This is a genomic window from uncultured Clostridium sp., from assembly GCF_937920395.1.
GTDB lineage: Bacteria > Bacillota > Clostridia > Clostridiales > Clostridiaceae > Clostridium_AD.
The window spans coordinates 42536-59733 of sequence record NZ_CALEVF010000036.1 but is presented as its reverse complement, the minus strand read 5'-3'; the positions used below and the strand labels follow the sequence as shown (position 1 = coordinate 59733).

Genomic DNA, 17198 nt, shown 5'->3' with positions numbered 1-17198 from the left:
TTTTATGTGTTTTTATAAGGTACATAAATCTAATATACTATTAACATCTATAAGTTTTTCTGTGCTTAATGCAAAGTGGAACCTCATAAGCTAGCATAATAATCCATCCAGCAAGGCAAGCTAGTGCAACTCCTACAATACCATATTTAGGTGCCAATAAGTATGTAAATGATACTCTACCAACCATTTGTATAAATGTTGACCTTAATGTAACCTTTAAATCACCCATACCCCTAAAATATCCTTGTATCCCATTTGTCCAACTTGGAAGCAAATAGAAAAATGCCATCATTTCAAGATACGTTACTCCAAGTTCTACAACTTTTGAATTTTTTTCGGGAACAAATAAATTCATTATATGTGGTGCTCCGAAGTATATTACCACTAGAAGCAAAAGCCAATATAAAGACTCAATCTTCATTCCATACCAAAAGCCTTGCTTTATACGTTCATTTTTTTTAGCTCCCCTATTTTGTGCGAGAAAGGTAGTCATTCCATTACTAATACTCTGTTCTGGTGCAAAAGCAAAATCATCTACACGATTTACAGCATTAAATGTAGCGATAGATTCTACACCTAGCGGATTAACTGCCCCCTGAACAAATACTTTTCCAACATAAAGACATGTCTGTTGCATAGCTGTAACCCAACTATAGTTAATTGTGATTTTAAGTAAACTTCTATCTATAATAAGTTCTTTTCTTGAAAACCTAAGTATCGGAAATTTTACGCATGCATATGTAATACAAAGAATGCTCGCAATCACTTCTGCAGTAACCGTTGCTATTGCTGCTCCATTAACCCCCATATGCAAATACACTACAAAAACAATATCCATGACTACATTTAAAACTGAAGATATTATTAAGAATAATAACGGTGTTTTTGAATCTCCCATACTACGAAGAGTAGCAGCATAAACATTGTATAAGAATGTAAAAACTAAACCACAAAATATTATTCTTAGGTAACTTGTTGCATCTCCTAATATTTCAATTGGAGTATTTATCATTAAAAGAATTGGCCTGGTCAAAACAATGCAAGTTATTATAATAATTACAGTAAAAATAAAACCAGCTATAAAAGTTGTAGATATTTCGCGTTTAAGCTTTTTTTTATCACCTTGTCCAAAAAATTCGCTCATTAAAACGGAAGCCCCCATACAAATCCCTATAATAAAAAACATTGCAATGTTCATAATAGGATTAGCAGTACCCACTGCCGCTAATGCATTAGTACCAACATAACGACCCACTATTATAGAGTCTGCTGCATTATAACTAAGTTGAAAAAGGTTTCCAAGTATTAACGGTATTGCAAACCCAACTAAATGTTTTGGTATATTTCCTTTTGTCATATCTGTAATCAATTTAAATACACATCCGATCTTTTAATTAAAATGATTTTAAAAGAGTTTTTTAATTTTCTTTGTATAAAATGGTGTAGAATCCTTTACTGCACTTGTTCCAAGAGAACTCTCCATTGAAATCATATCAAAATACTCTCCTTTACCTAACTGTCCTTTCATCTTAGATGCTATTTTAGGAAACAATAAATCTTTTTTCCCATCAAAATCAATTACAAACAAAAGATTAGATTTTGAGTCACCTTGGGTTCGAGCTAAAAATAAATAAGCACTTTTTACTTCACTTTGACTTTCAAAAAACTTCGACATGGCATTTACTAATTCATTAGGATACTCAGCTGGCTGCCCTAACATAATTTTAGTATCTTCTTTTACAACTATCTCAGATTTTCTTTGAGAAAAGTACGACATTACCTCAGGTGTAATAACAAATATTTGATTATATGGATTTATAACAAACCCCTTTATCATATTTATATTTTCTAAAACAATGTTATTCAAATCCTCATATGTATATGCTAGTGTCTGCTCCTTACCTTTTGCCCATTTGCTTAATTCATCATGATCTGTAAATGTAACTATGTAAGATTCGTTATTTGTATTAGTTATAGTTTTAAAACTAACTGTTGTTCCTTCTGAAATCAAACCATTTTCTACCTCAGCATTTATTATTACTGGTGTCATTAAAAGTGATTTATTTATTTTTTCAATAATATTAAGTTCGTTATCTGCATTTTTTTCATTTATAAATTTATTCATACTCTCAACTAATTCTGGATTAGTTACTGGCTTATTTACTTCTATCATACATTTTCATCCCCCTATTAACCGAATAACTTCTATTATACTCTGTAGCCATGCAAATTAACATGTCTAATCATAAAACAACTTTATATTTTGAACTATCTAAAATCAAAATTTAGTTTGTTAGTTCATAAACACATAATCTTTACATAAATAATTAGAAATGTTTTGAGAATTGTATGATAAAATGTAAACTATAAGGTATTATATTGTGTACTTAATCTTTTTTGTAAATTTTATGACTTAGTGATTAAAAATTCGTGAGGTGATTCACTTGGCAAAAAAAATATATCTTGTTGAAGATGAAATAAGTTTAAATCTTTTGCTTGAAAAATACTTAGAACGTGAGGGTTACGACGTGACTACTTTTTCTACTGGTAATGCAGCTATAGAAAGAATTGAGGATATGCCAGATCTTTGGATACTGGACATAATGCTCCCAGATATTGATGGTTATGAAATTATTAAGGCAGTTAAAGCTTTTAATAAAAACACTCCTGTTATTTTCATGTCTGCAAGAAATGAAGAGCTTGATCGTGTAGTTGGACTTGAACTTGGTAGTGATGATTATTTATCAAAACCTTTTTTACCTAGAGAGCTTGTTATTAGAACTAATAAGCTTTTGGAGAGAATTTCTGGTTCAACTAAATCAGATGTTTCCTCAATAAATGATGACCTAAATATGGGTGGATATAGAATTAGCAAAAAACAAAGAACAGTTTTCATAGGAAGCGATGAGGTTATTTTAACTAAAAAAGAATTCGAACTACTTTATTATTTTATTGAAAATAAAAATAATTTGGTATCTAGAGAACAGATATTAGATACTGTATGGGGCGATGATTACTTTGGCTCGGATAGAGTTGTTGATGATGTTATAAGACGCCTTAGAAAAAAAATAGATAAATTCACAATAGAGACAGTGTATGGATATGGCTATAAGTTAGTGTATAAATCATGAATATATTCAAATATAAATACAAATCACTTACTATGCGTATATGGACAACATTTACAGCAATAATACTTATAATAATTTTCAGTATTTCGTTTTTCTATCTTGTTGCTTTTAAAAATATAACTGAAAAGGCTAAAACTAAAGATTTAAAATTGTCTCATGACTATTCATTAACAACTAAAAATTTTACCCAGCCTAATAGATTGGACGAGATAGGTAATTTAAGGGGCAGCGATTATTATATCTTAAATGTAGATGCAAATAATAAGGCTGAAATTATAAATATAAATAAAGCACACGGTTTACCACCAAATGTGCAGAGTAATATTAACTCACCTTTTAGAATTAATGAAAATAACATTAAAATATGGATGGCAAGTTTTATTACGCCAGGTAATCTTTATGAAAAACAATTTAAAGAGTCATACGATAATATAAAGTATATTTTCTTTATAAGTTCCATTAAATATGGAGATTCTGGAACATCATATTTAATAACCTATATGCCTGAAAAACAAGATAATAACTTGCTTTATATGGTTCTTGGGATAGGTGTTTTATTTATAGCTATTGGTTTTCTTTGTGCTAAACTAGTTGCGAACTACATTTCAAAACCGCTTAAAGAACTAGAAAATTATACTATTAGAATAGCTCATAAAGATTGGGAAGAACCTATCACTGTTAAAAATGAGGATGAGATTGGAAGGCTTGCAAACTCTATGAATATGATGCAAAAGGAATTAAAACGTGGAGATGCAGAAGAAAAACTGTTTCTACAAAGCATATCACACGATTTAAAAACACCAATTATGGTTATTATGAGTCATGCCGAGGCAATTATCGACGGTGTATACGTTGAGTCAGTTGAGCAAAACGCTCAGATAATAAAAGATGAGGCTCTTAGCCTCGAAAAGAAAGTTAAACAAATGTTATATTTGAATACACTAGATTATGTTTTAGAGAATAACTTTGAAAATATTGAAATAAATATGCACCGTTTACTTTACCATATCACAAATAGATTTGAGGTAATAAATACTAATATACAATGGGATGTAAACATTGGGGAAGCTACTATTAATGGAAATGCAGATAAAGTTCAAGTATCTATTGAAAACATATTAGATAATAGTCTTAGGTATGCTAAAGAAAAAATTAACGTGACATTAAAAAAGGAAGGTAAATTTGCAGTAGTTGAGATTTATAATGATGGTCCGCATATTCCTGAGGAACATCTATCTCACATTTTTGATAATTTCTATAAAGATAAGACTGGTAAATTTGGTCTTGGTCTTGCTATTTGCAAAAAAATTATAAATTATTATAACGGAGAAATAGAAGTTACAAACAGAGATGTCGGTGTTAGTTTTTCAATTAGATATCCTCTATAAACAGGAGCGATCAACATAAATGTTGATCGCTTTTGTTATGTATTTTACAATCACATAAAGCTCACATAATTATTTGATACTACTAATACATTTTATGATTATAATCTTATTTATAGAGAAGTAAGTAGAGCACTTATAAATAACATTCAATGTATAGTTTAATAAAAAATCAAACTAGTTATGTTTGGGCCTAAAACGGCCAACTCATTTTAAAAAGGGGCAAATTAAATGAAAAAAATAAAACTTTCTAAAGAAAAATCTTTACTGTCATTAATATTATTATTATCCGCAATATTAAATTTTACTAATCTAGGCATAAATGGGTACTCAAATTCCTATTACGCTGCTGGTGTTAAAAGTATGACTATGAGTTTGAAAAATTTCTTCTTCGTATCTTTTGACCCGGCAAGCTTTGTAACAATTGATAAACCTCCTCTAGGTTTTTGGCTTCAAGCTATTTCTGCTAAAATATTTGGATATAGTGGATGGAGCATTGTTCTTCCACAGGCTCTTGCAGGAGTGATCTCCGTTTGGGTAATATATAAAATTGTTAACAGATCTTTTGGAAGTACCGCCGGTCTTCTCTCAGCGCTATTCCTTGCAACAACTCCAATTTTTGTTGCAGTAAGCAGAAACAATACTTGCGATAACTTACTTGTTTTAACTCTATTGCTTGCATGTTGGGTTATTTCTATAGCAGCCGAGAAAGGTAAATTTAAATATCTTCTAATAGGACTTGCTATTGTGGGTATTGGTTTTAACATAAAAATGCTTCAAGCTTATATGGTTATTCCAGCTATATACTTGGTTTACCTTTTATCAAGTGCAATTTCTCTTAAAAAAAGAATAATTCATCTTATCTGCGGAACACTTGTATTACTTGTTGTTTCATTCTCATGGGCAATAGTTGTAGATTTAATACCTGCTGCAAACAGACCTTATGTTGGAAGTAGTACAAATAACTCAGAACTGGAACTTATAATTGGCCATAATGGACTAGAACGACTTGGACTTGGAAGTACTACTGGTAGTGGTGGCAGTATGGGTACCAATAAAGGTCAATTTAAACCAACCACCACAGCAAATACAAACACAACTAATAATTCTACTGTTAAATCTACGACGCAAAGTGCTTCTAGTAGTGCAACCTCTCAGGATGGAATGCAAGGTGGTACACCGCCTACAGGTACTAGACCTAGTGGGATGCCAAGTGGCGGCGGTCAAGGACAAGGCGGCAAATCCGGCGGTGGAGGTAATAGTAGCTTTGGTGGCACCGAACCAGCTAGTTTTTCAAGATTGTTTTCTAATAACGGTCTGTCTACTCAAATAATTTGGTTATTTCCTCTTGCAGTTTTCGGAATTCTCGCAGCAGCATTAAAGGAAAAATTCAAATTTGCTTTTAATAACAATAGAAAATTGGATTTACTATTATGGTCAATGTGGTTGTTACCTGAATTTATATATTTCAGTTTCACAACGGGTTTATTTCACCCTTATTACTTAACTATGCTTGCTCCACCAATTGCAGCGCTTGCCGGAATTGGAATTGTTTCTATGTGGGAGCTTTACACTGAAAATACCTTAAAATCTTGGATTTTACCAGTAACACTTATTGTAGATGGAGCACTTCAGTTATTGATTTTATCTTACATGTACAGTACCTCTAGTATAACTAAGATTTTAATGATATCTCTATCTGTTTTATGTTTTGCATCTTCAATAATACTTATTATCATTAAAATAAAGAAAAATAATAATTTGAAGCTTTCAAAGATATTAGTAGCCACTGCTTTAATAGGACTTCTAATAACCCCTATAGTTTTATCTGTAACTACTTTATTTGGTGCAATGGGCTCAATGCCAGCTGCAGGACTAAGTATAATTTCTAGTTCTAAAAATGGAAATTCAAGCATGGGTGGATCAATGGGCGGCTCAGATAATTCTAGTTATGCGAAATTAACAAAATTCTTACAAGCTAATAAAACAACTGAAAAATATATTCTTGTGACTTCATCAACAAGTGGTGCAGCGGCGGATATAATAATTAAAACTGGCGAATCTGTAATGACTTGGGGCTTCTTTGGAACTGACAAAGCAATAACACTTGCTCAGTTTAAAACACTAGTTAAAAATGGAGAAGTTAGATATGTAATGGTTGGCGGTCAAGGTTCAACTAATGATGTCATGACATGGGCTAAAAAAGTTGGCACACTTGTTGCAGAAAGTAAATGGAAAGATACTACTACAACTACTATTCCAGCAGCAACTACTACAACTAAGACAACAACTTCTACTAAAAATGCAATGACTCAAAAATTTGGTGGTCAAAACTCTGAAGCACTATATGATTTAAAAGGCGTCGATACAACAAAATAATATTAAACTCAATTAACCTTATTTAAAAGCAGATTCTATATGTCCACATATAGAATCTGCTTTTATTAAAAAAATATAAAGGAGCAAGAAAGATGAGGGTATATCGATGAAAATAAAAAAGAACATATCAATATTAGTCTTAACACTTATAATAACTCTTTCAGGAATAATGGGAACCTTTGTATATGCATACAAATATACCGCAAGCCATGCAACAAGTAACAGTTCTTCTAAAATGGTAAATGGTAAAATGCAACAAGGTAATTTTAATAAAAAAGGTGATACAAGACCTCAAGGTAATTTTAAAAATAAAAGTGGTACTAAACCTAATGGAAATCCTCCAACTGGAGATTTCAAAAATAAATAAACTAAGCTCAGGAGGAGATTTATGGATAAGAATAAAGAATTTTTAAAAAAGTTTATTATATTAGCATGTATCATATGGCTTGCATTAATTGTTAGAATTCACGGCCTACCTTTTGCAAGTCAGGACTATACTGCCTTTGTAAGCCGCTGGTTTGATACTATAAAAACAGGTGGTGGTTTTAGCTCTTTAAAAAACTCAATGGGTGATTACACCCCGCCATATATGTACTTATTAACACTAGGCACATACACAAGTATAAATAAGTTGTTTTATGTAAAAATGACAACTTTTGTTTTTGAAATAATGACTGCTTTTTTCGTTATGAAAATTGTTAATATTAAATATAGAAATGAAAAAGCTAACTATCTAGCTTTTGGACTTCTACTTTTTATCCCAACAGTTATATTTAACGGATCTGTATGGGCTCAATGCGATATAATATTTACTTCCTTTGTTATTGGTTCTATCTATTATATTTTGCGTGAAAAACCAATCACATCATTAATATTTTATGGCATTGCAGTATCCTTTAAACTCCAAGCAATCTTTTTACTACCATTATTCGGTATTTTGTTGTTTAAACATAGGATTAAAATATATCATCTACTACTTTTACCCATATCCTATTTGTTTCTAAGCATACCCAGTTTAATTGTTGGCAGACCATTAAAAGATATTTTGCTTATTTATATTAATCAATCCAGTGAATATAAAAATCTAACCTCTAACGCACCTTCAATATATCAATGGTTTCCTAGCAATTTATTTAGCAATACAACCCTTATAAGTAATATTGGAATTATATTTACCCTTGTGGTTGTTCTTATTATCTTTTATGTAAGCATTAAATATATAAAAGTTATTAAGTATGATAATATTATAGAATTATCCCTATTATTTTCTATAATTATTCCATTTTTGTTACCACATATGCATGAGAGGTATTTCTTTATGGCAGACATAATTTCACTACTATATGCCTTTTCTTTTCCAAAGAAATTTTATATAGCTATAATAATACCTTTAGCTTCATTAGTATGTTATCTACCATTTTTATATAACGCATCAACTAATTTTATAATTGCAGCTTCTGTAGTGTTGTTTCTAGTTATAATCGATTTAATTTACTCATTTAAAATTCATTTAGTTAATGAGCAAGGAAATTATAAATAAAGTATGTATACCACAATCTTATGTTCACATTGTGTTTGCAATTGCCACAGCTTTCCCACATTATTGCCACATATCTACGGTATACTTAGACAATCTATATTAGGTAAATAAATGCTATTAGTTCAAGCAAGGATGATGAAAAAACAAAAACGGCCAAAGCTTTAGTTATTGAAGCTAAAATACAGCAAATCGAATCACAAATTGCTCAAAAGCAATCTGGAAAAACAGAGCAAACATCTAGTACGGAGCAAACATCAAAAACTAACGATAGTAGTTTAAACCTTTTAAAAAGTAGTTCTACAAAATCTACTAATTCTACTAGTGATAACATACTTGATGTGTACGCTTAATAAAGATAAAGCATCTAAAAAATAACCAACAAATTAAATTGTTGGTTATTTTTTCTTTTTGATAATATTCCTTATTTATTTGCATTATTATACTATGAGCAATTCTATGTAACCCATAATTATTTCTGACCATATAATATACTGTGCCATAAATACTTGTTTATTAGGAGGTTTTTACATGAAAGGTAAATATAAAATTTGCGTATATGCAATCTGCAAAAATGAAGAACAGTTTGTTGACCGCTTTATGGATCATGTTAGTAACGCTGATGTTGTTATAGTTGTAGATACTGGCTCTACTGATGATACAATTAATAAGCTAAAAGAAAGAGGTGCTGTTGTTTATTCTATAAATGCTACCCCCTTTCGATTTGATTACTCAAGAAATGAATGTTTAAAATTTATTCCAGAATATATGGATATATGTGTATCTTCAGATCTTGATGATGTAATTGAGGATGGTTGGAGAGAGCATTTAGAAAATGCATGGACAAAAGAAACCACAAGAGGATCATATCTATATAATTGGAGCATTAATGCTGATGGTACGCCCGCCGTTCAATATACTTGGTCAAGAATTCACTCAAGGCATGGTTATAAATGGATATATCCAACACATGAAATCTTAGAATATATAGGTGAAGGTGAAGAAAATCAAGTATATATTAAGGGACTAGTGTACAACCATTACCCTGATGTTAACAAAAATAGAAGTTTAAATCTTCCATTATTAAAATTAGCCGTGGAAGAAAATCCTAACAATAGTAGAAATTTGTATTATCTTGGTCGCGAGTATATGTTTGCTAATAGCTGGGATGATTGCATTTTAACCTTAAAAGAGTATTTAGCATTACCAACATCAACTTGGGAAGATGAAAGATCCTCTTCCATGAGATTTATTGGAAAATCATATTTTGAAAAAGCTGAAATAATAAATGCTAAAAAATGGTTCCATAAAGCAATAAGTGAATCTATTTCCTCAAGAGAGCCTTATATAGACCTCTCTTTACTAGCATACAGCGAGGAAGATTGGTGTAGTGTTTATTATTATGCCAATGAAGCATTAAAAATCAAAGAGAAATCATTTGACTTTGCTAACGATGCAAATGCTTGGGACTATACACCTTATGATTTGGCAGCTTTAGGCTGTTACCATTTAAATATGCTAGATAAAGCGATAGAATTCTCAAAGCTTGCAATTAATCTTTCGCCTAATGATGAAAGATTATTGAATAATCATAAAATATATTTAGATAGCTTATAAACTTATTTATTTTACTTTCATCGTTTAGAAATATAGATTATAATTTAATCTATATTTTTTTGAATTGATTAAATTCTTACTATCTCTGTTTAACACAAAAACGAAGTATCCGCATACTATGTATAGAAAGTACAAGCTTTATATAAAAAAGTACAAGCATACTAATAAAAGAGAATAAAACGTTTTAAATAAATATAGAAAATATTATCAATAAGGAAGGTGTCTAATATTGATTAAAAATAAATCAGATGAAACTTATGACTATTTTACTCCGCCCAAAAACGATTGTTATGACAAACAAGATTCTTGTAAAAAACATGATCCTTGTAAAAAACACGATCCTTGTGATCCTTGCCATCCAAAATGTATAGTTGGACCAACTGGCCCGACTGGTCCAATTGGACCTACTGGACGAACTGGCCCTACTGGTCCTGCTGGAGAAACTGGTCCTACTGGACGAACTGGCCCTACTGGTCCCGCTGGAGCAACCGGTCCTACTGGACGAACTGGTCCTGCTGGTCCTGCTGGTCCCGCTGGCCCTAATGGTACTAACGGAACTAATGGAACTAACGGAGCCACTGGCCCTGCTGGCCCTTCTGGCACTAATGGTGCTACCGGACCTACTGGTCCTGCTGGCCCCGCTGGTCCTACTGGTCCTACTGGTCCTACTGGTCCTGCTGGCCCCACTGGAGCTACTGGTCCTGGTTTTAATTCGTATTTAAATGGTGTTATAACAACAAATAAAATATCTATTCCAGTTGGAGGCACTATTATTTATGATACTGTAAATGTTGTAGGTACAGATTTAAGCTACAATTCAACAACAGGTATATTTACAGTTAATAAAACAGGCCTTTATACAATCGACTGGAAGATGTCTGTTACTCCAAATCCTTTAACCACTGCTATAGAAATTGATTTGCAAAAATCACCTTCAACCTTTATTGCTGGTATATCTATTACAGTAACAAATCCAACAGTAACTGGTTCTAATGTAATTTATCAAGCAACAGCAGGAGATAATTTTAGATTTGTAAACAATTCAAATGGCCCAGTTAGTATAGTACTTGCAGGTTTAGTTGGACCTATTGGAACATTATCTATTTTAAGAACTGCTTAATAAAATCAATTTTTGTTTAGTCCTAACAATTTATAAATAATTTTATTACCTTAAAAGGTTGCCTATTATCGGCAACCTTTTATTTGAGTTATCACATAAAGTTCACATATTGATTTGATACTGATTCTACAATTTACCCTTATAATTTTAATTATAGAGAAACATTAAAAGCGAATTTAAAAATATAATTTGAAGGGAATGATAACAATGAGTAATGGGATTATTTATTCAGTAGTAGTACCTTTATATAATGAAGAACTTGTTATAGATGAGAGTTATAAAAGATTAAAATCTGTTATGGATAATGCAAACGGAAATTATGAAATTCTATTTGTTAATGATGGTAGTCATGATGCGACAAGAAATAAAGTCGAAAACATATGCAGAATAGACAAAAATATAAAACTTATAAATTTTTCAAGAAATTTTGGACATCAAGCTGCCATCACTGCAGGAATGAAGCAGGCAATAGGTGATGCTGTTGTAGTAATAGATGCTGATCTTCAAGACCCACCTGAAGCAATACTCGACATGATATCAAAATGGAAAGAAGGTTATGATGTAGTCTATGGGAAAAGGGTCAAAAGGGTTGGCGAAACCTTTTTTAAAAAGTTCACATCTAGTGTATACTACAGACTACTAAAAAGCATGACAACTATAGATATTCCAGTTGATACTGGAGATTTTAGACTTATTGACAGAAAAGTATGTGATGCTCTTAATTCATTACCAGAAAAGAACAGATATATAAGAGGTTTGGTTAGTTGGATTGGGTACAAACAAACATTTGTAAAATTTGTACGTAAAGAAAGATTTGCCGGCGAAACAAAATATTCTCTTAAAAAGATGTTTACATTAGCATTTGACGGAATAACTTCATTTTCTTATAAGCCATTGGTAATTGATGGATACTTTGGCGTCTTCAGTGGCTTAATAGGAACTGTTTTATTAATTAGCACTATCGTAACCTCTATGATCAATAAAAGTGCTATATTAAACTTAGGTTTAATCCTTTCAATTAGCCTTATGATGTTTGGCTTAATGTTCTGCTTTATGGCTATTATGGGACAATATATTGCAAGAATTTCTGATGAGAGTAAAAATAGACCTTTATATATTGTGTCAAGCACATTAAGCTATAAAGAACTTAAAAACACTGTGACTTTTAAAGGAAATAGATCACCTGAAATATACGATTTGAAAATAACTTCAAAAGGTGAAGCCATAGGTAATTAAGTAGACCTCATATTTACAAGAATCCTCCTATAAATGATGTATGCATCATTTATAGGAGGATTTTTTTACTCAATATGTTAAATCATCTCCTGCGGAGTTGCATATTAACGACTTCATAAGGAGATTTATACTCCTACTTAAGTTTTATTTCTACTAATGTATTTGACTTCAACTTATAGAAGTAGGAGACTTTCCTTCTGAAATCTCGTTAAAACTAATTAAATGATTCTATTCTTATTATACTTTCCACATTGTTTACACTATCTAATTGTATTATTTTATTAAGTGAATTTCTGATATTCTTTTCTGCACTTTTATGTGTTATAAATGCAAGTGAAGAATGGTAAACCCTCTCGACATCTTGAGTAATTGATACAATACTAACATCGTTTTCTCCAAATATATTGGCCGCGTCTCCTAAAACCCGCGCTTGATCTTTAAAATCGAGTCTTATATAAAATTCAGATTCATTTTCCTGTTCTTTTTTCACTTGTTTAAACTCAAAGGCTCCACCTAATTTTTTTATCTCAGCTGGCTTTACATTATTTCTAAGTATTGATATTATATCCCCAACAACGGCACTCCCTGTTGGCAGATCCCCTGCACCTTTTCCGTACAGCATTAATTCTCCAACTGCATTTCCTTTTATCATAATTGCATTATATGCATCATTTACATTTGCCATAGGATGAGTTGACGGAACTAGAGTTGGATGTACTCTTAGCTCTAACTTGTTATCTCTCTCCTTAGCTATTGCTAAAAGTTTTATAGTATAACCAAATTTTTTAGCATATTCTATGTCTACTGCACTTATATTTCTTATCCCTTCTCTATATATACAATCATGGTCTACTTCAGTTCCAAAAGCTAATGAAGACATTATAGCAAGTTTATATACGGCATCATAACCATCAACATCAGAAGTTGGATCAGCTTCTGCATAACCCTTATCTTGGGCCTCTTTTAATGCCTCATTGAAACTACTTCCATCTATAGTCATTTTACTTAATATATAATTAGTTGTCCCATTTATAATTCCTATTATCTGCTCAATCCTATTCGCTGTAAGACTCTCATTAATTTCACGTATTATCGGTATTCCACCAGCTACGCTTGCTTCATAACAAAATAATACATTTTCTGCGTCAGCTATTTTGAATAATTCCTTGCCCCAGTTTGCAATTACTAATTTATTAGCAGTTACAATATGTTTTTTAGCTTTCATCGCACGTATCATATAATCCTTAGCCTCATTACGTCCACCTATAAGTTCAACAACAATCTTTATACTCTCATCGTTAATAATATCATCAATATTATCTGTTAATATTCCAGGAGCTATTTTAATATCTCTCTTTTTATTTATGTCTTTTACAAGTATTTTAGCTACCTCTATTTCATAATTTGAACGTTTCATAATTTCTTTTTTATTCTCATGTAATATTTTCCATACACCTGTACCTACATTACCAAACCCTAAAATAGCTATTTTGACCTTTTCCATGTCTAATTCTCCTTTCCCAAACCCTTATATAAATCACCATTTGAAATGCCATTAAATATTAAGAATCTTTTCAATTTCCATTTGCATTTCATTCTTTTTACAGACAATTTTATGAAGTATAGGTCTTGTTTCTAAATCCTTAATACCCACTGGAATATCTTCTTTTGTTAATTTACTAAGTTCTTTTATTAATTTAAAATCATTTAAACCAAAGTACTTTGAATCTATTGATTTCATAACATCAGGCGTAAATTTATATGGACTTGCAGTAGATACTATAATTGTCTTTGTAGTATCGTTTGTTTCTTCTAAATATTTTTTATAAACAGAATAAGCAACCGCAGTATGAGTATCAATTACGTAATTAGTATCTTTATAAACCGCAGTTATTGCTTTTGCTGTATCCTCTTCACTCGCATATCCTCCGAAGAAGTCTTTTAACTCTTTTTTCATATTATCATCTATCTCATATTTACCATCTTTTTTAAGCTTATCCATAAGATCTTTTATCTTAGATGTATTTTCCCCACTAATAGCATATAAAAGTCTTTCAAGGTTACTTGAAATTAATATATCCATTGAAGGAGACATTGTAATTACAAAATCACGCACCCTATCGTATGTACCTATATTTATAAAATCAAATAAAACTTTATTTTCATTTGAAGCACAAATTAGCTTTTTAATTGGAAGTCCCATTTTCTTTGCATAATATCCAGCTAATATGTTTCCAAAATTTCCAGTAGGAACACAGAAATTTATCTCTTCCCCTACTTTTATTTCACCCTTGTTACAGAGCTGAGTATATGCATAAAAATAATAAACCACCTGAGGTATTAACCTTCCAATATTTATTGAATTTGCTGAAGAGAACATCATATTGTTAGATTCTAATTTTTCAAGAAGACTGTCATCTGTGAGCATCTGCTTAACTCCATTTTGAGCATCATCAAAATTCCCTTCAATTCCTATAACAAAAGTATTATCTCCAGTTTGAGTTAGCATCTGTCTTTTTTGAATCTCGCTTACACCCTCTTGCGGGAAAAATACTATTATCTTTGTTCCCTCTACATTTGCAAAACCTTCAAGTGCTGCTTTTCCTGTATCGCCAGATGTTGCTGTAAGAATAATCATTTCTTTATTTATGTTTAATTTTTTTACCGCGTTTTTTAATAAATAAGGTAAGATTGATAAAGCCATATCCTTAAATGCTAAAGTTGGTCCATGATATAATTCAAGGAAATATGTTTCTCCATGCTTTACAAGTGGTGCAATAACTTCTGTATCAAATTTTTCATCATATGACTTGTCAATTGACTCTATTAAATCTTTTTCATCATAATCAGTTAAAAATTCCTTCATTATAGTAAATGCTAATTTTTTATAATCCATTTCTTTTAATTCTTCAAGGGATGCAGTAAGTTTTGGTATTAATGTTGGTACAAAAAGTCCACCATCCTCGCTAAGCCCTCTTGCAATAGCTTCTGCTGATTTTACTAGTTTTTCATTTCCACGAGTACTCTTATAATATATTTGATTCATAATATTATTCCTCCCATTTCACATTTTATAAACTACATTCACAATTTTTATATTAATATCTATTATTTTTCGCCTTTTATAAAATAATCCATTAACTTATGTCCTTGTGGAAAATATAAACCAGTATCTTTCGCCGTAAATTCATCATAAGTGTCATTTCCACTTTCTTTTTCATCATTGCTCTGATATATTAAAAATGGTACAGGATCACTTGTATGTGTTCTAAGAGATAATGGAGTTGGATGATCTGGAAGTATTATCATTTTATAATCTTCACCTAATTTCTCCATCTCATCTTTAATAACCTGTACTATCTGGTTATCTATAAACTCTATAGCTTTGTATTTATTTTGTATTTCACATCTATGACCACATTCATCAGGAGCCTCAATATGAACATAAACAAAATCATTGCCCTTTTTCAATTCTTCTATAGCAGCTTTTGCTTTACCTTTAAAATTAGTATTAATATTTCCGGTAGCACCTTCTACCTCAATAATATCCATTCCTGCACACATGCCAATTCCTTTTACTAAATCAACAGCAGAAATTACTGACCCTTTTAAATTATATTTTTTATAAAAACTAGATAGGAGTGGTTTTTTTCCTTCTCCCCAAATCCATATTGAATTAGCTGGTTTAAGCCCTCTTGCAACTCTCTTTTTGTTTATATCGTGATTTGATAAAAATTTATTGCTTTTTCTTGTCATAACATCGAATATTTCGCTACCTGGCCCCTTAGGCATATATTCTTTTACCTTTTGGCCTAATATATCGTGAGGTGGTGTAAGTGTCCATGAGTAAGGCCCCTTGTCCCATATTATTAAATGCCTATAACTAATCCCTGAATAAAACTTTATAGACTCAGTCCCTAAATACTCACCTAAATCTTTTATTAATACCCTTGCCTCGTCAGTTGTAATTTCATCTGAACTATGATCAATCATAATCTTTTCCTCATATGGCTCATCCTCTGACACTGTTACTAAATTACATCTAAAAGTAACATCTGTATCTAACATTGGTATTCGCATACTTGCTGCCTCAAAAGGTGAACGTCCACTATAATACACTGCTGTATCATATCCAAAGACAGTCATATTTGCTGTATCGCTTCCTGCAGGCATACCCTTTGGAACAGTTTTAACCAATCCTTGCATGCCGTGCTTTGCCATATAGTCCATAGCAGGTGTCTTTGCATATTGAAGAGGTGTTTTATTATCTAGTTCCTTAATTGGGTAATCCGCCATTCCATCACCGAGTACTACAATATATTTCATTTCCACTCTCCTTTTATTCCTTTTGTAGACATTATTTAAAATTATTCAAATTTTCTAATAATTTTTTTTATTTTTAATTCTATTAAATCATCTCCGGCGGAGCTGAATATTAATGACTTCAGAAGGAGATTTACCCCTACGTAGTTCTCTGGAGTAGATAACAATTCTCAATTGTTATCCCCCTTCTGAAGTTTTATTTCCACTAAGGTAGTTAACTTACATTTATAGATGTGGGCGACTTTCCTTCTGAAATGTCATTAAAAAAACTGCCTTCGGGTAAGAAAGCAGTTTTCTATATTACTATAGGTAAAACTGATTTCTTATTATTCAGAACTACGTTCTGCAGGAATTGACACCAATACATCCAAAATAAATGTTGGTTGTCGGGTTTCATAGGGCCAGTCCCTCCACCTCTCTAAATAAGAAATTTATTAAATTATTGTTTTTTATTGTAACTCATGTATGTA

13 protein-coding genes and 1 riboswitch are annotated in these 17198 nt (G+C 31.3%); of the genes, 8 read left to right on the top strand and 5 right to left on the bottom strand.

Going from position 1 to position 17198, the window contains the following annotated elements; genetic code table 11:
* Positions 1-40 precede the first annotated feature (40 nt).
* Positions 41-1369: an MATE family efflux transporter gene (locus Q0649_RS02730; RefSeq protein WP_298836979.1), complete on the bottom strand. Its 1329-nt coding sequence runs from the start codon at positions 1367-1369 to the stop codon at positions 41-43.
* Positions 1370-1405: 36 nt separating this feature from the next.
* Entirely contained in the window at positions 1406-2173 is a 768-nt protein-coding gene (locus Q0649_RS02725) for an enhanced serine sensitivity protein SseB (protein WP_298836977.1), read from the bottom strand.
* Positions 2174-2444: 271 nt separating this feature from the next.
* Between Q0649_RS02725 and Q0649_RS02720 the strand changes: the two genes are divergently transcribed.
* From Q0649_RS02720 to Q0649_RS02685, 8 genes are all read left to right on the top strand, one after another.
* Positions 2445-3131 carry a response regulator transcription factor gene (locus tag Q0649_RS02720; protein WP_298836975.1) on the top strand — a complete coding sequence of 229 codons (687 nt, stop codon included), beginning with the start codon at positions 2445-2447 and terminating at the stop codon, positions 3129-3131.
* Positions 3128-4519, top strand: coding sequence for a HAMP domain-containing sensor histidine kinase (locus Q0649_RS02715; RefSeq protein ID WP_298836973.1), 1392 nt, complete (start codon positions 3128-3130; stop codon positions 4517-4519). Before Q0649_RS02720 ends, Q0649_RS02715 begins: the two co-directional genes overlap by 4 nt.
* A 228-nt stretch (positions 4520-4747) precedes the next feature.
* On the top strand, positions 4748-6895 hold the full coding sequence (locus tag Q0649_RS02710; protein ID WP_298836971.1) for a glycosyltransferase family 39 protein: 2148 nt from the start codon (positions 4748-4750) through the stop codon (positions 6893-6895).
* Positions 6896-7001: 106 nt separating this feature from the next.
* Positions 7002-7262, top strand: a complete 261-nt coding sequence (locus Q0649_RS02705) for a hypothetical protein (RefSeq protein ID WP_298836969.1) — start codon at positions 7002-7004, stop codon at positions 7260-7262.
* A 21-nt stretch (positions 7263-7283) separates the two neighbouring features.
* The gene (locus Q0649_RS02700) at positions 7284-8435 is read left to right on the top strand and encodes a hypothetical protein (RefSeq protein ID WP_298836967.1); all 1152 of its coding nucleotides are present in this window, start codon (positions 7284-7286) and stop codon (positions 8433-8435) included.
* A 528-nt stretch (positions 8436-8963) separates the two neighbouring features.
* A complete protein-coding gene (locus tag Q0649_RS02695; RefSeq protein WP_298836965.1) occupies positions 8964-10049 on the top strand; it encodes a glycosyltransferase in 1086 nt (361 codons plus the stop codon).
* A gap of 229 nt (positions 10050-10278) precedes the next feature.
* The gene (locus tag Q0649_RS02690; RefSeq protein WP_298836963.1) at positions 10279-11169 is read left to right on the top strand and encodes a collagen-like protein; all 891 of its coding nucleotides are present in this window, start codon (positions 10279-10281) and stop codon (positions 11167-11169) included.
* Positions 11170-11376: 207 nt separating this feature from the next.
* On the top strand, positions 11377-12405 hold the full coding sequence (locus Q0649_RS02685) for a glycosyltransferase family 2 protein (RefSeq protein ID WP_298836961.1): 1029 nt from the start codon (positions 11377-11379) through the stop codon (positions 12403-12405).
* Positions 12406-12619: 214 nt separating this feature from the next.
* Here the strand turns inward: Q0649_RS02685 and Q0649_RS02680 are convergent, their stop codons facing one another.
* The 3 genes from Q0649_RS02680 to Q0649_RS02670 all read right to left on the bottom strand — a co-directional run bounded on the left by Q0649_RS02680 (position 12620) and on the right by Q0649_RS02670 (position 16731).
* Positions 12620-13909 carry a homoserine dehydrogenase gene (locus Q0649_RS02680; protein ID WP_298836960.1) on the bottom strand — a complete coding sequence of 430 codons (1290 nt, stop codon included), beginning with the start codon at positions 13907-13909 and terminating at the stop codon, positions 12620-12622.
* A 51-nt stretch (positions 13910-13960) separates the two neighbouring features.
* A complete protein-coding gene (gene thrC, locus Q0649_RS02675; RefSeq protein ID WP_298836958.1) occupies positions 13961-15451 on the bottom strand; it encodes a threonine synthase in 1491 nt (496 codons plus the stop codon).
* 62 nt (positions 15452-15513) lie between these two features.
* Complete coding sequence (locus tag Q0649_RS02670; protein WP_298836956.1) at positions 15514-16731, bottom strand: cofactor-independent phosphoglycerate mutase; 1218 nt, start codon at positions 16729-16731, stop codon at positions 15514-15516.
* Positions 16732-17048: 317 nt separating this feature from the next.
* A riboswitch (SAM riboswitch) is annotated at positions 17049-17157 on the bottom strand.
* Positions 17158-17198: the final 41 nt, after the last annotated feature.